Origin of the sequence: Enterococcus sp. CR-Ec1 (assembly GCF_002850555.1) — a bacterium.
GTDB lineage: Bacteria > Bacillota > Bacilli > Lactobacillales > Enterococcaceae > Enterococcus_D > Enterococcus_D entomosocium.
This window is the reverse complement of record NZ_CP025223.1, coordinates 1292245-1318628: the sequence shown is the minus strand read 5'-3', so window position 1 is coordinate 1318628 and position 26384 is coordinate 1292245. Positions and strand designations below refer to the sequence as shown.

Below are 26384 nucleotides of genomic sequence, written 5' to 3'. Positions count from 1 at the left end.
GCTGAGAAAAGTGCAATGACTTTTCTCAGCTTCTTTTTGCCTGCTTTTATTTGACTGTGATCGAGTACTTTGTTTCAAATAACTCCTCAGGCGAAAGTGCTTGAATACCCAATTTTTCTGAAAGCTCACCGGAAGCTTCCAGTGTATCTGCGATACCGCACCATGGTTCTATACATAGAAACGGCGATTTTACGGGATACGTGGACCAAAAACCGACATACGGCATATTATTGTAGCTTAACGTAACACTATGAGGCGATTTCTCACTGCGAATCGAGTAGGAATGTAATCCTTTCGTTTCATAAACCAGCGCATCATTTGCAAACATATCGTGGGTCAAGCGCAAATCCGTATTCGTTTGACCGAGTGTGCGTTGTTCATAATCAATATAATTGCCTTTTAATGGCAATTTCACTCGTGATTTCTTTGGAGAAAAAGAAAGGTAGTAGTCTTCAAATGTCAGCCCTTTTTCAAGTGGGACATTGAATGCAGGGTGTCCTCCAATGGAGAAGAATAGTTCTTTTTGACCGCTATTCTTTACTTGATATTTGACGACTAAGCCATCACCGCCTAATTCGTAACTGACATACAGCTGAAAATCAAACGGATACTTCGCTTTGGTTTCAGTTGAACTTTCTAATAGAAACAAGGCATAGTCTGTACGTTTTTCAACGACAGTAAACACCATGTCTCTGGCAAACCCATGACGGGGCAAATGATAACTTTTGCCCTCATGCTGATAGGTGTCCTCTTTTAAGGCGCCAACAATCGGAAATAAGATTGGCGCATGCTTTCCCCAGTGGTTTGGATCAGCTTGCCAAATATATTCAAGGTCATTGCTTGTATCAACTAAGCTTTGTAGCTCAGCCCCTTTTTCTGCAATTTTTGCTTGCAGATGACCCGCCGTGATGGTAACTGTCATGGTCTCATCTCCTAATATTGATGTTTCGTCAATTCCTCTTTAAAGCGGCTGTTAAGCACTTTTAAATAGGTGCCTTTCATCCCCAAAGAGCGGGATTCTATAATGCCGGCAGACTCTAGTTTACGCAAAGCATTTACGATCACCGACCGTGTAATTCCAATGCGATCAGCGATACTTGACGCGGTCAGACGACCTTCGTCGCCTTCTAATGCCTCAAAGATCGCTTGAACAGCTTTCAACTCACTATAAGAAAGTGTGTTGATTGCCATTTGAACAGCTGTGGTACTGCGAACATCTTCTTCGATACTGCGGGATTTTTGGTACAAGAATTGCATACCAACAACTGTCGCACTGTATTCCGCTAATACCAAATCGTCGTCATCAAAGGACTTATCGATTCTGGAAAGAATGATCGTACCTAAACGTTCCCCTGCACCGTAAATCGGTACGATGGTCGTTAGTCCGTTGGGATACAACTCACGGCCTTCTACAGGAAAAGCGGTCATATCATCACTGATTGGCACATTAGCTTCTGTGGAAGTCAGGTGATCGACTAAATCTGTATAATTTTTAGGAAACTGTTTTTCAACAAACATTTTTTTGATGCGTTCATTATTGACATCATGGTTCTCAACAAAACCTAACACGCTACCGTCAATGCTAATAATATACGCATTGCTGTCTAGGATGTTTCCTAAAATGACAGCCATCTTGTCGTAAGGCAAATCAGAAGCTAAATTAAAGGTGTTTTTTTGCTGCAATAATTCGTTGATTTGTCTTGTCTTTTCTAATAATGTTTTCATTAGTCCGCTCCCTTTATAATATATACCGGCTTAAGTCTTCATCTTTTGCGATGGACGCAAGTTTTTCTTCCACATAAGCTTCTGTGATGGTAATTTCACCCATTTGCATCTCAGATGCTTCAAACAATAAGTCTTCAAGTAGTTTCTCTAGAATCGTATGCAAACGACGAGCACCGATATTGTCGGTATCGCGATTCACTTGATAAGCAATTTCGGCAATTTTCTCGATAGCTTCCATCGTAAAGACTACTTTGACATTTTCGGTTCCTAACAAGGCAATGTATTGCTTGACTAAGGCATTGTTGGGCTCCGTTAAAATTTTAACAAAGTCTTCTTTTGTCAAATCATCTAGTTCCACACGAATCGGGAAACGCCCTTGCAATTCAGGGATCAGATCGCTTGGTTTCGACAGGTGGAATGCCCCAGAAGCAATAAAAAGGATATGGTCTGTTTGTAGGGTTCCGTATTTCGTATTGACTTGCGATCCTTCAACGATCGGCAAGATATCTCTTTGCACCCCTTCACGAGAAACTTCTCCTGACTGCTGTGATTTCGAAGATACTTTGTCGATTTCATCTAGAAAAATGATGCCACTAGATTCTGCTAAACGTAATGCTTCACTATGAATATCCGCGTCGTTGACCAGTTTTGAAGATTCTTCTTGAATCAGCAATTCTCGTGCTTCTTTTACGGTTACTGTGCGTTCAATTTTCTTTTGCGGTTTCAATGCTCCTAAGGTTTCATTCAAATCGATCCCCATTTGTTCTAAGCCATTGTTCATCATCGGTGCTTGATTTTTCGGCTCATCGACTTGGATCGTCACTTCCCGGTTGTCTAAAAGGCCCTTTTCTAATTGCTCAAAAATGGCTTGACGGTTGCTGCGAATCTCATCCGTCAATTCTTCTTTTGGCTCTTCTGGTTGTTGTGCGGCGTTGAACATATTCATCATTTGTTCATAAGGATTGGTATTCTTTTTCTGTTCCTTTTTAATACCAGGAACTAAGACTTTTACTAAACGACGGTTGGCTTTTTTCTCTGCTTGGATCCGCACGTTTTTATATTGTTCTTTTTTCACGATTTGGATCGCATTCTCAACGAGGTCACGTACCATCGATTCTACGTCTCGACCGACATAGCCGACTTCCGTGAATTTCGTCGCTTCTAACTTAACGAAAGGTGCATCAACGATCTTTGCTAAGCGTCGCGCAATTTCCGTTTTACCAACCCCTGTTGGTCCGATCATCAAAATATTTTTTGGTGTGACATCTTGTTGCATCTTTTCATCTAATTGCAGCCGGCGGTAGCGATTTCTCAAAGCAACAGCCACTGATTTTTTGGCGTTGGTTTGTCCAACGATGTATTCATCTAATTCTTTCACGATTTCTCGTGGTGATTTGTTTTGGTTTGTCATATCGTCATCCCTCTTTAAAACTCTTCTACAATGATATTGTGATTCGTAAAGACACAAATGTCTGCGGCAATATTCAAGGCACCTTCAGCAATTTCTTTGGCAGATAGTTCACCGCCATAACGTTTCATCGCGCGGGCTGCTGCCAAGGCATAGTTTCCACCTGAACCGATGGCTAAGATCCCTTCATCTGGCGAAATGACTTCGCCTGTCCCAGAGACCAAAAGCATCTCCTTATCATTCATGACGATCAGCATCGCCTCTAATTTTTGCATCGATTGCTGAGTCCGCCATTCTTGTGCCAATTCTACTGCAGCTCGCTGCAAATTTCCGTTGTATTCATTTAGTTTTCCTTCAAATTTTTCTTCCAAGGTAAAGGCATCTGCCACACTGCCGGCAAAACCAACGATCACTTCACCATTGTAAATTCGACGGACTTTCCGAGCGGTTCCTTTCATAACGACCTGTTCTCCCATCGTTACTTGTCCGTCACCGGCCATGGCAAATTTTCCATCTTTTTCAACCGCACAGATGGTGGTTGAATGAAATTCTGACTTCATTTATGTTCCTCCTGTACCAATTTTACGCGCGTGGATGAAATTGGCGATAATTTTTTTGTAAACTGTCTTTGGTGACATGCGCATAAATCTGTGTCGTCGATAGATTGGCATGCCCCAACAGTTCTTGAACGGTCCGCATATCGGCGCCGTTGTTTAATAAATGGGTTGCAAACGTATGCCGAAGCATATGAGGATGGATTTTACTGTCTAAACTGCTTTTTCGAATGATTTGATTCAAAACATATTCGATCCCAGTTGCAGTGATCCCGTCACCAAGATGATTCACGAAAAGGATCTCGTGTTCCTTGTTCTGCTTTTCCATCAGCTGTTTGCGTCCTGAGGAAAGATAGCGTTTGACTGCTGCTTGTGCGTAACTACCGAAAGGAACATAGCGATCCTTATTCCCCTTCCCATGGATCAGTAATACGCCGCTTTCCCAATCGATTGCCCCCAGTGTGAGACTGCTGCACTCACTGACCCGCAAACCTGAACCATAAAGGACTTCTAACAATGCTTGATTGCGCTGTTGTAGTGGCTCATCGCCAGCAACACTTTGAAAGAGAGCATCCATTTCCTTCTCATAAAAAAAACGCGGCAATTTGGCGTTTTTCTTTTTTAAATGAATGTAGGCGAAAGGATTCTCTTTGACGATCTCATGCTTGGTTAGAAACTGATAAAAAGATCGCAAACTAGCCATTTTACGACTGATGGAATTACGGCTGTACTCTCGTTCCGTCAAATAGCTTAAATAGACGCGAACATCGCGGTATTCCACTGCTAATGGGTCTTCATTGCCAGACTCTTTTAAGAAGTGAAAAAAATCGCCCATATCTTCTTTATACGCTTTTTTTGTCTTTTCCGAATACCCTCTTTCAACAATAAGATAACGAAAAAACTCTTCTTGAAACTGATCTGTTTGCAAATTAACCCCCCTTTTCATGATTCGAAATAACTTTAGCATAGACCACAAAAAAAAACAAATGAATTGTCAGAATTTAATCAATATTTCAAAGTTTAGACATAATTGTGAAAACTTTCTAAGAATCTACGTAAGATTCTTATCTTTGTTCAGAAAGATCCGTTAAATGCGCCAGAAAAACGTACCAGTCCCTCTCCTCAAAAGAAAGAGGGACTGATACGTTTCCACTTATTTGCTTTTATTCGATTGGATCAGTTGTTGGCTGATGCGAACCAGTGCTTTCAGATACAGCCTGAACTAGCTCTTTGTTTCCTTGTTTTGTGGACATCGTGTCATTGATTAACCCAACTAAGTCTAATCCGGTTGTCTCTTTGATCGTATCAAAGGTTCGCGCTAAACCAGCTTCCCCCATTGATTGAAGACCATCATTGCCGCCAAAGCTAACCACTTTATCAATATTGCTCAGTGGTGCATTGACCTCTTTCGCGATTTCAGGCAGCACTTTGATGAACTCCATCAAAATACCAGCTTCGTTCAGTTTGGTCAAAGCAATCGCCATCTTTTCACGGCTTTCCGCTTCGGCTTGACCGACTTTTGCGATCCGTTCCGCGTCGGCACTACCTAGTTTTTCAATTCGTTCGGCTTCTGCTTGGGCAGCTAATTTGACTTTTTCCGCTTCCGCTTGTGCTCGTGCGATTTCTCTTGCTTTGTCTGCTAAAGCGTTTTGTTCAACCACATATTTATCCGCTTCGGCTTTTTTACGGACAGTTGCATTCAATTCTTTTTCCGTCAATTCCGCTTGTTTTTCTTGAATCTCGATATTTTTTTCTTGTTCGATCAATTGAACTTTCATTTGTTCGCCGACCGCGATCTGTTCCGCTTTCGCATCCGCAACTTCGCGTTCTTGTTTGTATTGTGCTTGTTTCAATGCCATATCTTTTGTCGCTTCTGCGATTTCTGTTTGGCGACGGATCTCTTCATGCTGTGCCAATTGCTCATTCTCAGCTTGCTTGATTCGAGTTTCTCTTAAGGCATTGGATTCCGCTACTTCGGCATTTTTTTTCACTTCAGCAATCTGAGGGCGTCCTAACGCATCCAAGTAGCCATTGCTGTCGCTGACATCTTTGATCGTAAACGAAACGATCTCCAACCCCATTTTCTTCAAGTCCGTAGAGGCAACTTCTTGCACTTGTTCCGCAAAATCATCGCGGTTTTTATAGATGGCTTCTACCGTCATCGTTCCTAGAATCGCCCGTAAGTGACCTTCTAAGACTTCTTGGGCTTCATCTTCCAATTCACCTGTGGATTTGCCTAAGTATTGCTCAGCAGCTGTCTTGATCGACTCGGTACTGTTGCCGACCTTTACAAGCACCGTCGCACTGGCTTTGATCGGTACGCCTTGTTCCGTATAAACTTCTGGTGTCCCAATCTCTAACTTGTGGGTCAATAAACTTAATTTATGGGCTTTTTGAACAATAGGAATCACAAACGTCCCACTGTTTTTTAAGATTTTGATGCCTTCTTTTCCTAAAAACGACCCCGTAACAATCAATGCTTCATCGGGTTTCCCAATGCGATAGCGTATCATCAAAAAAGCGATCAATAAAACAACGAGGACAACACCCCATAAAATCGGATTACTTAAAAAATCTACTGCTGATCCTGTATCCACCATAACGTAACACTTCCTATTCTATAAAATTTTTACTTTCCACCACCAACGCGATCCCTTTTTTATCAAAATCGACAATGATGACTTTGGTTCCGACTGGCAATCGAACATTGTTTTCACGATCTTCTTCCCGAAAAAAACGTGCAGGATAAACAGAACGTGCACCTTGACTCCCTATCTCCATGACTTCGCCGATTGTATCTCCGACAATCTTTTCCGTCAGTTCACCGATCACAAAATCATTGCGACTAATGACATTGCTGCGGTTTTTGTCTGTGATGCGATTGTAAAGCCACATAATGGGACCTAACAGCAAACTAAATAAAACAAAGACAACGAAAATGACCCCGACCAAAAGGATCAGCCATCCTAAAAATTGAATTACTGTAGGAAAACGCTGTAAATAGTTTTGAATCAAATGAATCCATTCTCCAATCACCATCTTCACCACCTTCTGTCATTGTTACTGTCTATCATAAGTCACCTTGATTAAAGTTTCAAGACAAATTAAAAAAAAACCTTCTTACCATTTATTAGTAAGAAGGTGATGACTCATCGCTCTTATAGTTGTTCTTTGGCTTCTTCTAAGGCAGTTAATGCCCGGTTTGCCAATGCTTCATAACGAGATTTTTTATCTCTGATTCGTTCTGGAAGTTCTGGCAGCAAACCAAAGTTGGCATTCATCGGTTGGAAGTGTTTGCCTTCTGCATGAGTGATATAATACGCCATACTGCCAATTGTCGTCTCTTGTGGCATAATGATCGGCGCTTCCCCTTTTGCAAGTTTGGCAGCGTTGATCCCGGCCATCAATCCACTGGCTGCACTTTCAACATACCCTTCAACGCCTGTCATCTGACCAGCAAAAAAGAGGTCTTCACGTTTTTTCGATTGGTACGTTTGTTGTAACAACTCTGGTGAATTCATAAAACTATTCCGATGCATCACGCCGTAGCGCACAAATTCTGCCTCTTCCAAACCAGGGATCATACGGAAAACCCGTTTTTGCTCGCCCCATTTTAAATGTGTTTGAAAACCAACGATGTTGTAAAGAGAAGCAGCCGCATTGTCTTGACGCAACTGAATCACTGCGTAGGGACGTTTGCCGGTTTTCGGATCTTCCAATCCAACTGGTTTCATCGGACCAAACAACATGGTTTTCGGTCCACGGCCAGCCATAACTTCGATTGGCATACATCCTTCAAAAAATTTTTCTTTTTCGAATTCTTTCAAAGGGGCCACTTCCGCATTGACTAAAGCTTCACGAAACGCATAAAACTCCTCTTCGTTCATTGGACAGTTCAGATAGGCTGCTTCGCCTTTGTCGTAGCGTGATTTCAAATAAACTTTATCCATATTGATGGTGGATTTATCGATAATCGGTGCTGCTGCGTCATAGAAATAAAATCCTTCTGATCCGTTAAAAGCTTGGATCGCTTTTGATAAAGGTTCAGAAGTCAAAGGTCCAGTTGCAATCACGGTAATCCCTTCTGGAATTTCAGTGATCTCCTCTTCGATGACAGTGACTAAAGGATGTTCTTTGACACGTTTGGTGACTAACTCTGAAAAATCATCACGATCCACAGCTAAAGCACCACCTGCTGGAACAGCTGTTTTGTCTGCAGAGGTAATAATGACTGAATCTAAGCGGCGCATTTCTTCTTTCAAAACACCGACCGCATTCGTTAAGTTGTTGCCCCGAAGTGAATTCGTACAAACAAGTTCAGCAAAATTATTTGTATGATGGGCTTCTGTCGATTTCTTAGGACGCATTTCATAAAGCTTTACTGCGACACCTGCTTGCGCTGCTTGCCAAGCAGCTTCGCTTCCGGCTAAACCGGCACCAATAACATTGATTTCTTTCATAGTGCTCTCCTTTTATTTCAAAAGCTCGCCTCTTCTCATAAGAAACTGCTTGTATTAATCAAAAGGACCGGCACTTTCTTTTGTCAGCCAACATCGAGGCTGACCGTTCAAAAGAATGCGCCGATTCTTTTTTTAACAGGGAATCCTGTTAGTTATTTTTGCACATTTTCTTCATAGTCCCCATTGATACACACGACTTGCTTGCCGCCTTTGACTTTCTTCTCGACTAAGTAATTATCACATTTCGGACAATTACGGCCTACAGGTTTGTCCCAAGAAGTAAAGTCACAGTCCGGATAGCGGGTACATCCATAAAACAACCGATTTTTTTTCGATTTGCGTTCAACAACTTGGCCTTGGTGACAGACCGGGCACTCAACGCCGATTTCTTTGACGATTGGTTTCGTGTTGCGACAGTCAGGGAAATTGCTGCAGGCATAAAATTTTCCGTAGCGACCTAATTTGATCACCATTGGATGGCCACAAAGGTCACAGTCAAAGCCTGCAGGTTCGTCTTTGATTTGGATTTTTTCGATACTTTCTTCTGCGGTCGTCAATTCTTTTTCAAAGGGACGGTAGAATTGATCGACGACTTTGACCCATTCTTCTTTCCCAGCTTCAATGCTATCCAAGCTATTTTCCATTTCAGCAGTAAAATGCATATCAACGATTTGCGGGAAGAATTCCTCGATCAATGAATTGACGATCTCACCAAGTTCAGTTGGCTCAAAACGTTTTTGTGTCAATTTCACATAATAACGTCGTTGGATTGTTTCCAACGTTGGTGCATAAGTTGAAGGACGACCCACACCGTTCTCTTCAAGGGTTTTGATCAAGGTGGCCTCACTGTAGCGGGCAGGTGGTTGAGTGAAATGCTGTTTTGGTTCGATCGATACGGATTGGACCACATCTCCTTCAACTAACTCTGGCAAAATGTTCTCTTTGTCTTCTTTGCCATCATCGCGCCCTTCCACATAGACCTGCATAAACCCTTTAAATTTGATCTTTGAACCATTGGCAATAAAGATGACACCATTTTGATCCAAGGTAACTTTCATTGTATCCAAAATCGCCGGCGTCATTTGACTAGCCACAAAGCGAGACCAGATCAAGCGATACAGTTTCAGTTGGTCTTTGTCTAAGAATTTCTCCATGGCTTCTGGCGTACGCATCACACTTGTTGGTCTTACCGCTTCATGGGCATCTTGTGCCCCTTGTGCATTCGCGCGTTTTTTGCCACCGTGCGCCGAGAACTCTGAACCATAAGTACTTTCAATAAATTCGGCCGCTTCGCCTTTGGCTGTGTCTGCGATTCGGGTCGAATCGGTACGCATATAGGTGATCAAACCAACGGTTCCTTGTTTACCAAGAGCGATCCCTTCATAGAGCTGCTGTGCGACCATCATGGTTTTCCGCGTTCGAAAGTTCAGTTTACGGGCTGCTTCTTGTTGCAAGCTACTGGTGGTAAACGGTGCCGCCGGGTTGCGTTTGCGTTCTTTCTTTTCAACCTTCGTCACTTGAAACTCTTTACTAGAAAGACGATCGGTGATTTCTTTTATGCTTTCAGCATTCGGTAATTTTTTCTTTTTGCCATCTAGGCCCCAAAAATTGGCTTTGAATTTTTTCGTGGCTTTTTTAAAGTTCCCATCGATGCTCCAATATTCTTCAGGAACAAAATCACGGATCTCTTTTTCACGATCTATAACAATCTTAAGCGCCACCGATTGAACACGGCCAGCACTCAAGCCTTTTTTCACTTTACGCCAAAGGATCGGGCTCAATGAATACCCCACCAATCGATCTAAAATCCGGCGCGCTTGTTGAGCGTCAACGAGATCTACATCGATCGTTCTTGGTTCTTTGAAAGCTGCCTTGACCGCATCCTTAGTGATCTCATTAAAGACGACTCGGTTTTTATCTTTTAAATCTAACCCTAGTAGAAAAGCTAAATGCCACGCAATAGCTTCTCCTTCTCTATCCGGGTCACTTGCGAGGTAGACTTTTTCGGCTTTTTTCGCAGCTGAGCGGAGACTTTTGATCACATCGCCCTTGCCACGGATCGAAATGTAATGCGGTTCGTAGTCATTTTCGACATCAATTCCCATTTTACTTTTAGGAAGATCACGAATATGACCGACACTTGCGACGACTTTGTAATTTCGTCCAAGGTATTTTTCAATGGTTTTCGCCTTTGCCGGCGATTCCACGATTACTAAATATTTATATGCCATATAAAGAATGGCTCCTTCCTGAATTTTTCCTACTATTATATTCTATCAATCAGTGAACCTATCGTATGCAGATGAAACATACAAATCGTAGCTTATCATAGCTTTCAAGAAAAGGTTTGTCAAGGAAGGTTGATTGGAAAAATCAAAAAAAGGCTAACTCCTGTAAAATATCTGACACACTAATCGTACATTTTGCGCCATCTTGAATCAAGTGGTGACAACCTTTTGACTGATCGGAAATCATTTCACCAGGCACTGCAAAAACTTCTCGGCCATTTTCCATTGCTAATTGTGCCGTAATCAAAGAACCGCTTCTTTCTTTAGCTTCAATCACACAGATCGCTTTTGAAATACCGGCAATGATGCGATTGCGTAAGGGGAAGTGATGTCTTTGCGGTTTGGTGTCGTGAGAATATTCACTCAGTACTAGATGTTCTTGACGAATCTGCTGGAACAACGGATACGCAGAAGTAGGATAACAATGTTCCAAACCAGAAGCAATCACGGCAATGGTTTGTCCCCGATTTCTGATGGCTGATTCATGGGCAAAACTGTCGACGCCATTTGCTAATCCACTGACGATCGTATAGTTTTCTGTCACTAAAGGCGGGATCAGCTTTTCGCAAACTTTACGCGCGTAGCGAGAAGCTGTTCTTGCGCCGACAAATCCAATCATGGGCGTTTGCAACAATTGCAGATTTCCTTCGTAAAATAGTAATAATGGTGGGTCCGCAATTTGTCTTAAAAGCATCGGATACTCCGCTGAAAAGAAGGTGAGGTAGTTTTGTCCCCCCATCTTTTGTGTGATATGCTCTTCTGTCATTTGCTCCCACGATCGGCGAAAGACCGTCCTATGCTGTGGAAGGACGCCGATGGCAATCATCTCTTCCAACGAACAACGCATTTCTTTTGTTTCCAGCCAATGCCAAATAATCTTCCAGCAACCTTGCAGACCGATTCCCTGACAGTAGTACAGTTTTATCAACTGTTTTTCAAAATCTGTTGCTTGTTGATATTTCATAAACAAAGCCCTCTTTTCTTAGTGATCTTACTTATAAGATTCGCTAAAAAAAGAGGGATGGATGAAATTTATAGGTATTGTTTAACTGGGGCAAAGGTTTTTCGATGAATAGGGCAAATTCCATGGGCAGCTAACCCTTCTAAATGAACTTTGGTCCCATACCCAGCATTTTGATCAAACCCATAAAAAGGATACACATCATGAAAATCTTTCATTAAATTGTCACGATAGACTTTGGCAATGATACTTGCTGCGGCAATCGAAATGGAGCGGGCATCGCCTTTGATCAAGCTTTGTTGAGGGATGTCGGTCTCGATGGTCATCGCATCAATGAGCAAATGTTCCGGCTTGACCGCTAAGTCGATCAAAGCTTCTTTCATCGCCAGGCGGCTCGCTTGATAGATATTTATCCGATCGATTTCTTCAGGACTAACCACACCGATACCGACAGCAACGGCTTTATTTTGAATTTCGATAAACAGTTCTTCTCTTTTCTTCGCAGAAAGCTGTTTTGAATCATTTAACCCCAAAATCTGGCATTCTTTAGGCAGAATCACCGCAGCTGACACCACGGGTCCTGCTAAAGGTCCGCGCCCCACTTCATCTAAACCGGCGATAAAACGGGCGCCTTGTTGAAATGCTTCGTTTTCAAAACGCATCATTTCTTCGTATTTTTCCTGCAATAGCTGCTGTTTGACTAATTGTTTCTCATATCGTTGCAACAGCTTTTGGACCCCTGCGCGTTCATCTGCTAGCAATTCCTGCAAAAATGCCGGGTCATTAAAGGTTGGATCAAATAATCGCTCTTTGATTGTCTTAATCGGTTGTTTCATCTTGGCTTTCCATTTCCTCCACTCGATCTAGTGTATAACGGCCTAATTTTCCTTGCCGAATGTCAAAGACAACAAGCTCGCTTCCTCGATCATAGTTATCTTTATACCCACGTTTTTCAGTGATTTTCATCAACAGGTCCGGCGCTAACAACGCCTCTTCCTCCGCCTTTAGTTGGTAACGATTGGCGATTCTTTCAGGATAATAGCGGGCAAAAAAATCAAGTCCATACAATGCGATATCATCCAAATGGATCAGCTGATCTTTAATAGCCCCCGTCAATGCCAATTTTTTACCAATCTCAGGATCTTCAAATTTTGGCCATAAGATCCCAGGCGTATCTAGCAGCTCTAGATCAGTCCCAAAACGCAGCCATTGCTGTCCTTTGGTCACGCCGGGTTTATTACCCGTCTGAGCAATTTTCTTCCCTACTAAACGGTTCATCAAGGTTGATTTTCCGACATTCGGAATGCCAATCACCATCGCTCGAATCGCACGGGGCTTCAATCCTCTGGCTTTGTCACGAGCGATTTTTTCCTTCAAGACTTGCTTAGCCGTCGGGACAATGGCTTTGACGCCTTGATTGTCTTGGGCGTTGATCGCCAAGGCTAAATAGCCTTGTGCTTGGAAATAATGCTCCCATTTTTTGGTTTGAACGGGATCTGCTAAATCCGCTTTATTGATCAAGATCAATCGTGGTTTTTGCTGTAATAATTGGTCCAGCATGGGGTTGCGGGATGAGATCGGCAAGCGTGCGTCCACGAGTTCAAAAACGATATCCACGAATTTTAATTTCTCACTTACTTCACGTCTGGCTTTCGCCATATGGCCTGGAAACCATTGAATGGTCATTTGAACGTTTTCCTCCTTGGTACTTCTTCGAATTGGTAAAAAAAGACAGTAGTGTCTAAATCCATGCAGTATATACCTAACAAGAACGAGGACTATTTGCTCTAAAACCATCAGAGAAACTAGTCACACTGGGCATTTTGCAAAAATTGCTTTAGGACAATGTTCTTGTTCCAACCTCGTGCATAGGTAAAGCTTTCAGCGCGATTCTCATGCGTCATACGCGCTTTCTCGCTTTTTAATTTTGGGGAAGTGGTTGAAAAAAAGCTTGTCTACCCACTCATTCTTCCTTTTTTCTGACACCTTTACCATTAGACCGACTGTTTTTTACTACCTTTTATCTTCGTTATTGTACCATATTTCACACGACATGTTTCGTTCTGAGTAAGGTTAACAAGTCATTTTCTAGTGGATCTAGAGGAAAACCTGCTATCTTTGCTTCTTATCACTGAGAGTGATCAAATCATGCTGTTTTTTTCTTTTGATTCTGCTAATCACCAGCAGGAGTAGTAATAGTGTGGTGCTTACAACTAGCAGCACCCACAAATCCTGCTGGTTTGCTTTTTTTGCGGCATTTGTTTCATTTTCTTCATTGTAAGGAACCCTTTTGCCGCGAACCAATAAACGATGGCTATTGACCATATAGGGTGTGCAGGTTAGTAAGGTGACATAATCACTGCCTTTGACAATTTTTAGTGCTTCGGTATCATCAGGGGCGACCGTTTTAATCTGATCTATTTGATACGCCAACGTATCATCAAACGTTTCGATATAAAACTCATCGCCGATCTGCAGCTTAGGCAGATCCGTAAAGAGGGTTGCACTCGTTAACCCACGGTGTCCGCACAGAACTGCATGGGTATCTTCACCACCTATTGGATACGAAGCGCCCTCCAATAATGTTGCTCCTCTTTTTAACAACGTATCGGTGGTTTGATCAAAAATCGGGAGAGCGACACCAATCACGGGGATCTTTAAAACGCCGATCGTATGTCGTTCATAGTAATCAGGTGTATCGCCTGATTCTGAGTCCCTTGTTTCTGATAAATCTTGCGTTTCTTTGATTCCAGGATTGCTGGGATGCTGTGCCAGCTCTTGATTTACTCGTTCCAACTGGTTCCTTTTTTGTTGTTTTTCTATTTCACTCATTTTTTTAGCTTGGCTTTGGTAGTAGCTGATCAACTGTTGATCCAAAAAGGTGTTGAGCTGATTACTTACAAAAGGATAACTGATGATCAGAACACCTAGCAGCAGCAGAATACCCATTAGAACATCCAACAAAGTCACTTTTTGAGTAGGTACTTTCGTGCCATTTCTTTTCCTTTTGATTGTCATCGTGCATTTTCATCTCATTTACTTACCCTTTTTTCCGTTTAACAAAATAACACCCAGCTAAACCAACGATCACCACTCCGATGGCGCCCATTAAATACGTGCCGGCACCACCAGTTGCCGGTAAGGTTCCTTTGCGGCGGTTAGGGACTTTTTCTGGATCTCCCAATTGCTCTTTCGTTCCATAAGACGTTTCATGTACTTCAAAAGCGATGCGATTTGTTAGCAGTACATAATTTTTTGGTGCTTTTACTTCTTCCAAATAGTAGGTGCCAAATTTTAACCCGATGATATCAACTAATCCATCTGTCCCTGTGGTAAATTTCGTCGCTTCATCCGCTGTTTGCACCCAAGATACCTGTTTGGTTCCTTCTTCGATTTTCAGGTAGTTGGCATCATCACGGTCTTGATCCCGTACAACAAAAACTGCATCTGCCAATGCTTCGGTAGCGGTCACAGCCCCATCGACTTTTAAGAACCGTTTGCCCCCTGTCAAAACTTCCACGCTTGGAGGCGTTTGATCCGTCATGAAATCCGTTTCTACATTTGCTTCATTCGTAAAGCCATTGATAGGCATAGCCTGTTCATTTAAATACATATAATACACAAAGCGCAATTGATTTCCCGGCGTTAATTGCGGCACGAATTCTGGATTGATAGTTACCGTAAAGCCATGCTCTTTTTCCGTTACTTGGTAATTCGTCGCATCGATTTTCTGCTCTCCATCATACAACGCATAGCCCGTTTCTCCTTCAGCTGTATTTTCAAAAGTTAATGCTGGATCATGGGCATCGATCAATTGAAAATGTTTGTATTTGTTTTCTGATCCTACTTTATCTTGAATACCTGATGGGATATTGACTGTTAGGTGATATTGGATTCTTTCGCCGATCTCTACGTCTTTGCCGTCTAATTGTGGTGTTGTTTTTGTAACATTTGTTGTGTCATTCTTGATTGTTAGCTCAACAGTAACGTTACTTCCTGAATCAATCGAGAAATCCTTGATTCTTTCTTCCTCGATTAAGGCGGCTTGACTTGGGGCTTTCGTTTCCTCTAATTGATAGGCGCCTGTTTCTAGTTGCGCAATCTTTAGCTGTCCTTTTTGGTTCTCACTCACATCGATACCAGCGTCTCCAGCAGCATATTGTTTGCCTGTCAAAAAACGGTACGCTGCCTGTTTGTCAGTTGTCCATGTATAAAGTCCATCGGCTGCACTTAAAATGTATTTCTTGGTATTTTCGCGTCCTTCTTGCTTTGAAACAACAAATTCCGCATCATTCAGTGGTTCGTTTTCCCCCGTTCCTCGCTTATTCACAAGGAGCATTCCTTCATTTGTGACGATATTTTTCGGATAAAGATGGATCGTGTCTAGCTCTTCTTCTCCATAAACATATGAGCCATCAGCTTGTTGGATCATTTCATATACGGGAAAGGCGATCACCATATTCTCAGCAGTGGTAACGCCGTCTTTAGGGGCTTCTACAATGGTGTAAACTGCATCCCGATCGGCTTGTTTTTTCGGCAATTCAAAAACCAAATCACCGGCTGCATCTGTTTTCCCGCTAGCTATAGGGGAACCAGACGTCAAGGTTTGAACTTGACGCTTGGCTTCTTCAACGGATGCCCCTGCAGATCGTTTTTCATAAAATGCTGCTGTCACATCATAGACAGAAAAAGTGACATCGGCTAAGCCTTGGTATTGATCAAACTCTTCCATCTCAGTCCCACTATTTTGAATCAATGAACCTGGCAGATTGACCATTTTCTTTTTATGGAGATGGATCTGTGCCAAATTGCTCTCTGCAGACACTTGCTGATTTTTTGTTCCAAAAAAGACAAATGGCAAAAGTAAAAATAGGAGACAAACCATTTTCGTATGATTAAAAATCTTTTTCATTGTTCTTTCCTCTCTTCTAAATTTTTTTTCGTTTTTCATTCGCTAATGGAAAAATTACTTTAATGAAGACTTATCTTTGCGCTTAACGTGCAAATAGCTACCAGCTAAAAGGACTAGCAGACTTGCTGAAAGAATGACCATCCATCCATGCCAATTCCCTCCGGTTTCAGGAAGAGACACTTTCACTTGATTGGTTACGATCAATTCTATTTGATTGTTCTTTTCTCCAGAAACAAGAAGATTCGGTAGTCGTTCTTCATCGATAAAGACCTGACCATCCTCTTCAATCTTGATTTGGACAGGTGCTGTTAAACCTGCATAGCCTGCGGGTGTACCAGTTTCTTCCAAGGTATAGCTGCCGGGTGTGAGATCTTGGAAGTGAAATACCGCTAGTGCTTCTCCGTTTTCAGGCAGTTCGACAGTCCGTCCGTTTCCACTTAGCCGGAATTTTGCCCCCTCAAGTGCTTGTCCCAGTTCATCCTGTTTATTGACCACCAAATCAAAAGGTTTTAACTGATTGCCATGGGTAAGGGTCCAACAGTTGGCATCCCCGTCGACATTTTCCCCTTGATACTGGATTTTTCCGTCTGTACCAACGACAAATTCATAGTCACCGGCAACCGTATCATATCCGAGCGGACCGGCTGTTTCTGAGATACGATAAGCGCCAGGCTCAAGGATCGTAAATTCAGCCATCCCAACATCATCCGACGTTTCTGAGGCGATTTCTTGATAATCCCCTCCTGCTGTTTTTTGTTGAAGAGAAAAGACAGCGCCTGCTAACAATACTTGCTGCTCATTTTGCAACGTATATTTTCGAATAGCGACTGGAATTTCTGTAAACGGATTGGTAATCTCCAGGATAATCGTATGCTCGACCAGTGTGACAGGTTGTCCATCAATCGTCGCATGCCCTTGCTCATCAATATGGATCAGCCACTCTGTTTGCTTAGCCAAATGATGTCCCGCCGGTGCAGTGACTTCCTTTAAACGATACGTCTGACTTTTTTGCAACGTAGTATCTGCTGGCAGCCCGTACGTTCCATCCCCTTGATCCACAAGGGTTACTGTCTTTCCAGCGCCCGTCAATTCAAAAACAGCACCTGTCAGCTTCACCTCTCCTACAGCGGATTTTTTGATCAGATTTAATGCGAGGGGCACAAACGTCTTTGTGTTTTTCCATGTAGAAACGTCCACTCTTGTCGACTCGTAGCCTGATACTGCCAGTTCATTTGTGACTTGATAATTAAACGTTTCTCCTTGATTGTTATAAAGCGGCAGTAGACGGGTTTCTTCGTAATCCGTTCCATCCTTTTCAGAAACCGCGGAAACCTTGCTTCGTTCCCAACTTGTCTGATCTTGTGCATCGGTCTCAGTAAGTTTGAGATATCCTGTTTGCCAGCTCTCCTTGCTAGTAACTGGGCTTCTGCTTATTTCAAAATAGACAGATTCTGGGCGACTTGACGTATCGCCATCGTATTCCTCCCAGACTTTTTTGATCGTCAACTCCTTCCCAGCTGCTTTGGCAGATGGCACACCAAACAATGCCTTTTGATCGGACTGATGATTCGGATAAAACACCGTTTCTCCATTCATTTGATACCAAGTATCTGGTTTAAAATCCGCTGCTTCCGTTTGAATCCGCACTTGATAATGAATTTGCAGTTCCTGTCCTTCGCCTAAATAAAGACCAGAAGCATTGAGTGTATTGTCAGATATCGTGACCTCAGGCTGCACCGTTAGAACAGCAGACCCGACACTTTTGATGGACAAGCTATTTTCTTCGTATAAAAATGGCTGCGAAATGGGGTCAGTAATCTCTCCATCAGTGACTGTCGCCGAAATATGAAGGGCTTTTTTCTCGAGATAGTCGGCAATATCCGCTGCTTCATTGGCTGACTCATAATAAAGATGCCCCTCTTCATCAGCAGAAACCATCTGTCTCATTTTGTTCTCAACATCGTCCTTTGTATACCCAGCTGTTTGATCCCCTTGCAGTTGAATCCCCAATCCGTGAATCTCAATCCCGCGCTCTTTTAACGCCATCGCCTCACCGATCGTGGCGACAAACGTATTGTTGATCCATTTAGAGTTACCGTACTGATCAGATGCAAAATACCCGTTGTAGAGATGTGAAGTATTCATCGGCTGGTCTTGAGAAAGAGAAAAGGCGGTTCCATAATAACTACCATCTGCTTGTGTATGCACTTTGGACACATGATAACTGTAGGTCGGCACGCCATCTGTTAGCAAAACGATGACTTTCTTATGTCCATTTTGCGTTGATAGCATATCCCCAGCTTGGCGTAGCCCTCTTTGGGTAAAGGTCCCCCCAGCTGCTGTTTCTGGCGTCATCGTTCGGATCGTCTCTTTGACTTCAGAAAATTTTCCTAACTGGCAGGTTTTGTTTTGGTAATTGTTACCATCACTGGAATAACCGACATAGCCCATGTAGACACTGTCTTGAATGCCGCTTCCTTCAATTTGATTCAAAAAGCGATCCACACCTTTTTTTACTTCAGTGATGCGTCCCATCTCATTCATACTCCCTGACCAATCCACTACCAACACAACATCGATCGGATCAATTTGGCGTTGAACATTCCCTCGTACATTTAGGTAGACATCAAACAGTCCTGGAGTATTCGTCTCTTTTGCAAATTTCCGTAAAGCAAAATCCGCTTCATCTCCCACACCACCATACTCAATATACGAGTTGGTCAAATTTTCTGGATCACCATTCCATGTAGCTACGCCATCCCAGGTTTCGCCTGCATCTTTGTTCCCCTGATGATTTAAGACATTGCTCTTTTCATCGATTTTCCAACTAGCTGTGGGATAGGTTCCATTCTGGTCTGTCGTATAATCTGGTTCAATCGAAGCAAAAGCCTGTGAAACGGTCGTTTTTTGATAAAGACGTTCTTGTTTAAACGGTTCAATGAGTGTTTCGTCTTCAGAAGAACTTGTCGTTGTTCCTGTTTCCTTTGTCTCTTCCTGCGTTTCTTCATTCGAAACACCTTTTGAGTCTTCATTCGACACTTGTTCCGAAGTTGACTCCGTGCCGGTTTCTGCAGCTTGTGAATCAGTTGAGCTGACTTCCACCCTATCTGAGGAAGCAGATTCTGTCGCAAGCGGAATGTCAACTATCAATTCATCCAAAGACGCCAATTTGTGCGATTCTTGATTTTCGTGATCATATTCTTCAATCTGAATCGCCAACTTCAGTTTTTTTGTTTCACTAGGTAGTTGAAACGTTACTTCTTGTTCACAGGGTGTTTGCAAGAAGTCTTGTGTTGTTAGCCAAGACTGCGCGGATTCATCCTCAATAAAAACCACCTCTTTGTTGTTCGTTTTCGTTAGCGGTTGTTCTTTTGTTTCATCAAGTGCATATAATTGCAGCCAGATGCGTTGCTGTTTGTTTTTTTGTGATAGCTGATATCGTAAAGTAAATTGATTGCCCTCCCGTTGACCTGTCAGCTTGATCTGCTCCGTTTCGGTAATAGCGATCGTATTTTCTTCTTGTGCACTTGCTGTCCCATTTGTTTGCAAACTCGAATAAATGAAAAATAATATCCCCCCTAACATACAGAAAATGAAAGAGAACCAGTGGTGTCTCTTTGTCAAAAACATAAAAAGACCTCCTTTCAAAGAATCAAAAATTACAAGCTGATGATACAAGAAAGAAGCGAAAGACACCTCTTTTTTTTATTTTCTGAAAAACAGGAAAAATTTACGCATCTGTAGTTATTCATAAATAAAAAAAGTTTTTTATTTCAAAGCGGAACCAATTAACCAACGTTATTTAATAACTAAAAAAAACTAGCGTTTTTCACATGCGATTTCTATTTTTGTTCTTTATGAGACAGCTCTGGCAAAAATTTGTCTCAGTTTTTCTAAAAAAAAGCAAAAGTTTTGAGACGTGTCTTTACACAGTAATATAAATAAGTTATTAATAAAATAAGAAGGTGATCATTTGATTGAAAAAATACTCTTAGATACCCGAGCATTAGACAAAATCGGACTCTACGGAAAACTACTATCAATTGCTCCGGGTGAATACAACATAGAGTTCGTGAAAAATCTGACCCATTTAAGTGCAACGAGATTGAAAAGTTTACTTTCCTCGATCCAAGAGGACCTGCAAAACCTCTCCCCAGTAAATCTTTCATTACATAAAAACACCCTTAGTCTCCCTAAAAATTTGATTGAATACAATCAATATCAGCAGTTTTTAGCCCAAGAAAGTATTTCTTATAAAATGTTGTTAAGTATCTTGACCAATCAAGATGAAAGTTTGCTGGCATTTTGCCAAAGAAACTATATCAGTCGTTCGACTTGTTTCCGACAAACTAAAAAGCTTCAGGATCATTTAAAGGAATTCAACGTAACCTTAAATCAATCCGCCATGACGCTTATCGGTTCAGAGATGGTGATTCGCATCTTATTGTTTAATTTTATCTGGCACATTTCTTTAGGGGATAGTTTGGTGAAGGCCTTTGACCAAGAGATCGAAGAGCTTTTTGTTACCTATGAAGGAACGAAATACAAAAGCAAGTATGAAATTGGCAAAAAAGAAGCCTTACTTCATTGCAAGATTTGTCTGTTTCGTTTAAAGGATGGTCACAAGACAAATCTTTATCAGTTAACGAACCGATCATTTATCCCCAGTGGTGAAAAGCTTGATTTCTTCTCTGCTTTCTTTATGATCATTGATTCAGCAATAGACATTCTTGAGATCAATTCTTTGTTCTTTCTTTTTTATTACTGGCCGATGCTGACTTCTGCCAAAGATGTGCGTCTTCCGATTGTAACGGATTGTTACAATCACGAAAAGCTAGAATTAAAAGAGCTGATGACTGAGTTTGAAGAACATTGCCAAAAATTTCTCTGTGATTTTGACTTCGACCATCAGTCGTTCCTTTATATGAATACATATCTTACGTTGTTGAAGTTCTGTATATTTAAGCAAAAAGTCCCCCTTTCGAATTTTTTCGAAGCAAATGTCATTAAGGATAAATACCCATTACATACGATTTTGACAAATACCATTCAAAGTTTTTGGCGTAAAATAGCAAATCGTAAAGGTTATGAGTGGTTAAAAACCTGTTATACCGATCTTGCTTTTTATCAAGCCTGTTTGCTTTATCCCATTTACATTGAAAAGGAACAAAAATATAAACTTAAAGTTGCTTTTGTCTATGTATCTAACTACTTGGTTTCCATGGAAGTTTTTAATATATGTGAACGGTTGCCCTACGTTGAAATTGAACGGATCACGCTGCCAACTGAAGAACCTTTTGACTTTTATATTTTGAGCTCACCACAGCTTTTACCCCCTTTTACAACCGAAGAAAACTCGGCAATCATTGATTTTTGTCGCTATCGTGATTTTGAAACGAATTTATGTCAGAAACTATCGAATGCTTTTAATGAAAAAATAAAAAAATTAACAGCAATTAGTGACTAAACAAACGCTTCTTTCGATGCTAACCATTTCCCTTTGGAAAAAGAATAAAAAGCTAGACAAAATCCCCCCTTGGAATCAACGGATAATTCCAAGGGGGGATTCATTATTTAATTATTTATTGATTTTACACAGACTAAATCAATCGAATATGAGTCAATGGATAATAAACAAAACGAGCATTGCCTAAAATGGCCTCTCCTGATATTGGTCCAAAGGAACGGCTATCTTTGGAGGCACGTCGATTGTCTCCAATGACAAAGTAACTATCTTTCCCTAATTTCTCAACACCTAATAAAGATTCCAAATCAAAGTCATTGGTGTAAGAGACAGACTCGTGATCATTGCTGCGGTTCTTCACTAGAAAATCTTCATCTACCGGTTCATCATCAATGTAAAGCTGATCATTGACATATTTCACTGACTCACCCGGTAAGCCAATCACCCGCTTGATATAGGTCGAACCATCCGGCAACTGGAAAACAACGACATCAAAACGTTGGATTGGCGAAATCTTCTCAATGACCACCATGTCTCCTTGTTTTAAGGTTCCTTCCATCGAATTTCCTTCAACAGGAACTGGGATCAACAAGAATGCCCGAATCAAGAATGCTGTTGCAAAAGCAATTAACGCATATTTCACTACTAGCCAAAAACGATCAACCCAGAATTTTTTCGCCTCCACACGTCTGCCTCCTCTCCAATTTTTCACTTAGTTTATTCTTCAGAAAGCAAGGACAGTGCTTTTAAATATGCTGGGTCCTCTGCTTTGAGTTTCTCCGTTACTTCTTTTTCGATCGCTTGGGCAGTGTCTGCATCGACTTCCCCAGTCACTTTTAAATCATGAGCCTCTTGAAAAGTCTTCACTGCTGCTGTCGTCTCATCATTGAAGGTATCACCACTAGTGGCATACCCTAACGCTTTAAGAAATTGATTTAGGTTATTGACTGCCGTTGATGATTGTCCAGCTTTTAAGGCATTGTCCCGTGGTAATGGCGGGAAATACGCATACTCTGGATAGTCCTCTTCATAATCCGGCATCACACCTTGATCATTGACCCAATTTTCATCCGGTGTCAGCCATTTCATGACCGTCATTTTTAATTCACTATTATCCCCCAGATCCTTCACGTTCTGAACGGTTCCCTTGCCGAAGGTTTCTGTACCAACAACTGGGATATCCGCTGATTCTTGCAAGGCTGCGGCAAAAATTTCCGATGCAGAGGCACTGCCGCCGTCGACTAAAACAACGACCGGTTCTGTGACTTTGAATCCTTCATCCAATGCTTCGCTCGCTTTGGTCTCACTGACCACCCCTTGATTGTTGGCAAACTTCACGATCGTTTGGCCGTTTTCTAAAAACATACTTGCCATGATCTGTACTTGGTCCAGCAATCCGCCAGGATTTTGTCTTAAATCCAAAACAAACGACTTTGCGCCGGCTTCTCGCAGTTCGGTGATGGTTTCTTTCAACTCAGCTGCTGTGTTTTCACCAAAGGAAGTAATATCGATACGACCGATTGTGTCATTATTTTCAGCAATTTCTCCATGGACTGTTTCGATTGGGATCACATCACGAGTGATCTCCACATCAAAGGTGTCCTGATCACGTTGAATCGTTAAGGTGACTTTCGTCCCTTTTTCACCACGAATCTTTCCCACAACTTCAGATAATTCCTGTCCTTGCGTATCTTCACCGTCTACCTTGACGATTCGGTCATTGATCCGCAGACCACTTTTTTCAGCAGGCGTATTTTTTATCGGCGCTTGTGCGACTTCTGGATAGTCTTCAACGATTGACAAGGTAGCACCAATCCCTTCAAAACTTCCAGAAAGTGATTGTTCTAAGTTATCCGCATCTGATTGGTTCAAATACGTCGTATAAGGATCATCTAGCGCATCAGTCATCCCTTGAAGGGCACCTTCTATCAAGGCATCCTCATCAACTTCTTGGTAATAATTCGCAAGGATTTGGTCATATAGCGACTGGATTTTCTCCATTCCGCTGGCTTCTGTGGTCGTTTCTGTCACCGGTTGCGTCGTCTGCTGATTTTGCTGAGCCGTTTGCCATAAATAGACACCGCCTCCTGACAAAATTGCGACACAAACGAGAGAAACGATATATCGGCTCGTCGTTAAACCTTTCATTCACAACACCTCTCTGAGAAAAAACAGCTCCGTTCTGCGGATTTTATGCAACCATACAAAACGAAGAATCGTTTTTTTATTTGTTATTTTCGAGATACTCTGCCCAGATACGATCAAAAATATCCATGGATGGCAAATAATCAACATTTAGTTCCAGATAAGAAGAGACTTCATCATAGTCATCGCTGTGCTTCGGAAACTGGATATCATGACTTGCATGAGTAGCAAAGATCTGGGCCTCATCTGTATGACTCGGTCCTTTGACTGCCATTAAATAGGTATAAAAACTTTTACGCATGTTCTTGCTCCCAATGATTTTCTAAAAAGGCTGCTCTACGGGCATGATTGCGAGCAAAATTCTCAGGATTCTTTTTATAATACTCTTGGTGCTCTTCTTCCGCTAAATAAAAAGGTTGGGCTGGTTCGATCGTGGTCACGATCGGATCGGTAAATCGACCGGAAGCCTGAAGCGCCTCTTTGCTGGCTTCGGCTTTTTTCCGCTGCTCTTCATTAAAATAGAAGATAGCCGGACGATAATTGTCGCCGCGATCTTCAAATTGACCAAAAGCATCTGTCGGATCCGTTTGCTGCCAATAGATCGTCAAAAGGTCTTCATAACTGATTTTTTCAGGATCAAAAATGATTTCCACTGCTTCAGTATGCCCTGTTTGATGGCTTTTGACTTCTTCATAGGTTGGATTTTCGGTATGTCCTGCGGTATAGCCGGAAAAAATTGAATGCACCCCTTCTAATTCATCAAAGGGTTGGATCATACACCAAAAGCACCCACCGGCAAAAATTGCTCGTTCCATTATTCATCCTCCGTTTCAGCTGGTAAATATAAACTCATTTGAATTTCATCATCCACAAGATTGATTTTGTTGGCTTTGATAAACAAGCCATTTTGCATACGGAATTGATCCAAACGTATCAAAATGATTTGTTCATCGGCATTGACATCGATCCAGTCAGGAAATTTAAAACTACGTTTGATCATTTTCATTACTTCACTGGTGGGCAGATCCAAGGTGCCGATTGATAAGCTTTTGGCTTTCAATTGAACGTTACCTTCTTCGGTCACGTAAGGATCAAAATAGAGATAGAAGGTGATAGGAAATCCTAATACTTGAAACTCTCCCGTCAACAATGCCTCATTTCTTAGCTCAAAATTATACTTGACCTCTTGATCTTTTTGAAAATCTGACAGATAAAAATCAATCAATTGGTTGACCTGGCTCTTGTTGCTGTTAACGGTCAGAACAGGACTGCCCTCCCGTTGAACAAGTTCAGCACTTTCATTTAAGCCGGTTTCTCGCTGTTGAAAAATTCTTGAAGCAAAGAAAACCGTTGTGCCTAAAAGGATACCGACCAACACTAGAAAAGCAATTTTCCAGTAGTTGATCGATTTTTTTTTCGTTGCAGCTGTTTTTTCCGGCTGCTTCGTTGATTCGCTTGGTTTCATTTTGCTTCCTCCTCTAGCAACCAATAATTTTGCGTTTTGATCACTTCATCGCGAACGGCATTCGCCATCAGTTGATACCCAAGATTATTGGGATGGAAGCGATCGCCTTCATACAAAACATTGTTTGTGATATTATTCCCGACAGTTTGCGATGAGTCAGTTGTCGTTGAAGTACTGCTTTGTGATTCGTCCGAAGCTGTCGTCGATGAATCAGATAAGCGTTCTGTGTCCGATGATTCGGCAGTTTTCTCTGATTCTCCTTCTTCTGTATCAGCAATACCGACCTCATCACTTAACCCTTTATAGAGCAAATCGTTGATAGGAATAAAAAAGGCATTGTCTTGCTGATTGACGAACGTTTCCGTTTGTTTATTCCAGTTATCAATGATCGTCTGCATATCCGTGATTTCTGGGAAATTCAGATAAAATGGATTGTAGATGCCCAAGACATAGATTGGTGCATCACTATTCAAATCGCGGATTTGAGCAAATAAGTCTTTTAAACGTTCCTGGTAATCTTCCATCGGTTCCGTAAACGTCTCAATGCTCAAGCCGAAGAAATTGCTCTGAATCACTTTTAGTACGTCGTTACCGCCGACAGTCAAGGTAATCAAATCCGCTTGACTAAGATCTTGGCGTAAGTCTTCATCGTTTTTCACTCGCTTTAAAATCTGATCGCTTCTTTCACCAGCGACCCCATAATTTTTAGTTACCAAATTGCTCAAATCATAGCGATCCTCTAGATCCCCAGCCAAAATTGGCACAAAGCCACCACGAGCTGTTTCATCACCAACCCCTTCTGTCAAGGAATCCCCAAGAGCGAGATAATCAATGGCGGATTTTTTCGAATCATTGGCTGCTAGCTTGTCCACAGGGGTCAGCAATGGTTGGGCTTTGGGAACAGTAAAATGAAACAGTAAGCTAGTTCCAATAGCTATCAATCCCACAACGAGTAGATAAGTTACTAATTTCTTCCATTTCACAGGTATTCAAACTCCTTTG

The 26384-nt window shown here is 41.8% G+C and carries 22 protein-coding genes; 1 reads left to right on the top strand and 21 read right to left on the bottom strand.

Annotated elements, in window-relative coordinates:
* Nucleotides 1–46 precede the first annotated feature (46 nt).
* From CXM95_RS06340 to CXM95_RS06265, 15 genes are all read right to left on the bottom strand, one after another.
* A complete protein-coding gene (locus CXM95_RS06340) occupies nt 47–922 on the bottom strand; it encodes an aldose 1-epimerase family protein (protein WP_005236816.1) in 876 nt (291 codons plus the stop codon).
* An 11-nt stretch (nt 923–933) separates the two neighbouring features.
* Nucleotides 934–1725, bottom strand: a complete 792-nt coding sequence (gene codY, locus CXM95_RS06335) for a GTP-sensing pleiotropic transcriptional regulator CodY (protein ID WP_005236817.1) — start codon at nt 1723–1725, stop codon at nt 934–936.
* 13 nt (nt 1726–1738) lie between these two features.
* A complete protein-coding gene (gene hslU / locus CXM95_RS06330; protein ID WP_005236820.1) occupies nt 1739–3136 on the bottom strand; it encodes an ATP-dependent protease ATPase subunit HslU in 1398 nt (465 codons plus the stop codon).
* 14 nt (nt 3137–3150) lie between these two features.
* On the bottom strand, nt 3151–3693 hold the full coding sequence (gene hslV / locus CXM95_RS06325; RefSeq protein ID WP_005229630.1) for an ATP-dependent protease subunit HslV: 543 nt from the start codon (nt 3691–3693) through the stop codon (nt 3151–3153).
* Between the two features lie 22 nt (nt 3694–3715).
* Nucleotides 3716–4654, bottom strand: coding sequence for a tyrosine recombinase XerC (gene xerC / locus CXM95_RS06320; RefSeq protein WP_086299594.1), 939 nt, complete (start codon nt 4652–4654; stop codon nt 3716–3718).
* Nucleotides 4655–4850: 196 nt separating this feature from the next.
* Entirely contained in the window at nt 4851–6287 is a 1437-nt protein-coding gene (locus CXM95_RS06315) for a flotillin family protein (protein ID WP_005236824.1), read from the bottom strand.
* A gap of 13 nt (nt 6288–6300) precedes the next feature.
* A complete protein-coding gene (locus CXM95_RS06310) occupies nt 6301–6726 on the bottom strand; it encodes a hypothetical protein (protein ID WP_008379668.1) in 426 nt (141 codons plus the stop codon).
* A 119-nt stretch (nt 6727–6845) separates the two neighbouring features.
* Complete coding sequence (gene trmFO, locus CXM95_RS06305; protein WP_086372726.1) at nt 6846–8147, bottom strand: FADH(2)-oxidizing methylenetetrahydrofolate--tRNA-(uracil(54)-C(5))-methyltransferase TrmFO; 1302 nt, start codon at nt 8145–8147, stop codon at nt 6846–6848.
* Between the two features lie 152 nt (nt 8148–8299).
* On the bottom strand, nt 8300–10378 hold the full coding sequence (gene topA / locus CXM95_RS06300) for a type I DNA topoisomerase (RefSeq protein WP_101698923.1): 2079 nt from the start codon (nt 10376–10378) through the stop codon (nt 8300–8302).
* A 142-nt stretch (nt 10379–10520) separates the two neighbouring features.
* Entirely contained in the window at nt 10521–11399 is an 879-nt protein-coding gene (dprA, locus tag CXM95_RS06295; protein WP_008379662.1) for a DNA-processing protein DprA, read from the bottom strand.
* A 68-nt stretch (nt 11400–11467) separates the two neighbouring features.
* The gene (locus CXM95_RS06290; protein ID WP_016621295.1) at nt 11468–12232 is read right to left on the bottom strand and encodes a ribonuclease HII; all 765 of its coding nucleotides are present in this window, start codon (nt 12230–12232) and stop codon (nt 11468–11470) included.
* Entirely contained in the window at nt 12216–13082 is an 867-nt protein-coding gene (gene ylqF, locus CXM95_RS06285) for a ribosome biogenesis GTPase YlqF (RefSeq protein ID WP_005229614.1), read from the bottom strand. The genes CXM95_RS06290 and ylqF overlap by 17 nt, the downstream gene beginning before the upstream one ends.
* Nucleotides 13083–13508: 426 nt before the next feature.
* The gene (locus tag CXM95_RS06275) at nt 13509–14414 is read right to left on the bottom strand and encodes a class C sortase (RefSeq protein ID WP_086299598.1); all 906 of its coding nucleotides are present in this window, start codon (nt 14412–14414) and stop codon (nt 13509–13511) included.
* 22 nt (nt 14415–14436) lie between these two features.
* Nucleotides 14437–16308 carry a SpaH/EbpB family LPXTG-anchored major pilin gene (locus tag CXM95_RS06270; protein ID WP_086299599.1) on the bottom strand — a complete coding sequence of 624 codons (1872 nt, stop codon included), beginning with the start codon at nt 16306–16308 and terminating at the stop codon, nt 14437–14439.
* A 54-nt stretch (nt 16309–16362) separates the two neighbouring features.
* Nucleotides 16363–19938 carry a SpaA isopeptide-forming pilin-related protein gene (locus tag CXM95_RS06265; RefSeq protein WP_086372725.1) on the bottom strand — a complete coding sequence of 1192 codons (3576 nt, stop codon included), beginning with the start codon at nt 19936–19938 and terminating at the stop codon, nt 16363–16365.
* A 343-nt stretch (nt 19939–20281) separates the two neighbouring features.
* Between CXM95_RS06265 and CXM95_RS06260 the strand changes: the two genes are divergently transcribed.
* On the top strand, nt 20282–21775 hold the full coding sequence (locus tag CXM95_RS06260; RefSeq protein WP_086372724.1) for a helix-turn-helix domain-containing protein: 1494 nt from the start codon (nt 20282–20284) through the stop codon (nt 21773–21775).
* A gap of 133 nt (nt 21776–21908) precedes the next feature.
* Here the strand turns inward: CXM95_RS06260 and lepB are convergent, their stop codons facing one another.
* The 6 genes from lepB to CXM95_RS06230 all read right to left on the bottom strand — a co-directional run bounded on the left by lepB (nt 21909) and on the right by CXM95_RS06230 (nt 26365).
* Nucleotides 21909–22457 (bottom strand): signal peptidase I, encoded by a 549-nt coding sequence (lepB, locus tag CXM95_RS06255; protein ID WP_086299602.1) that lies wholly within the window; start codon nt 22455–22457, stop codon nt 21909–21911.
* A gap of 32 nt (nt 22458–22489) precedes the next feature.
* Nucleotides 22490–23920 (bottom strand): S41 family peptidase, encoded by a 1431-nt coding sequence (locus CXM95_RS06250; protein ID WP_086299603.1) that lies wholly within the window; start codon nt 23918–23920, stop codon nt 22490–22492.
* A gap of 76 nt (nt 23921–23996) precedes the next feature.
* A complete protein-coding gene (locus tag CXM95_RS06245; protein WP_005236867.1) occupies nt 23997–24218 on the bottom strand; it encodes a YozE family protein in 222 nt (73 codons plus the stop codon).
* On the bottom strand, nt 24211–24732 hold the full coding sequence (gene msrA / locus CXM95_RS06240; protein WP_008379644.1) for a peptide-methionine (S)-S-oxide reductase MsrA: 522 nt from the start codon (nt 24730–24732) through the stop codon (nt 24211–24213). The genes CXM95_RS06245 and msrA overlap by 8 nt, the downstream gene beginning before the upstream one ends.
* Complete coding sequence (locus CXM95_RS06235) at nt 24732–25382, bottom strand: YpmS family protein (RefSeq protein ID WP_005236869.1); 651 nt, start codon at nt 25380–25382, stop codon at nt 24732–24734. The genes msrA and CXM95_RS06235 overlap by 1 nt, the downstream gene beginning before the upstream one ends.
* Nucleotides 25379–26365, bottom strand: a complete 987-nt coding sequence (locus tag CXM95_RS06230) for an SGNH/GDSL hydrolase family protein (protein ID WP_101698922.1) — start codon at nt 26363–26365, stop codon at nt 25379–25381. Before CXM95_RS06230 ends, CXM95_RS06235 begins: the two co-directional genes overlap by 4 nt.
* Nucleotides 26366–26384 lie beyond the last annotated feature (19 nt).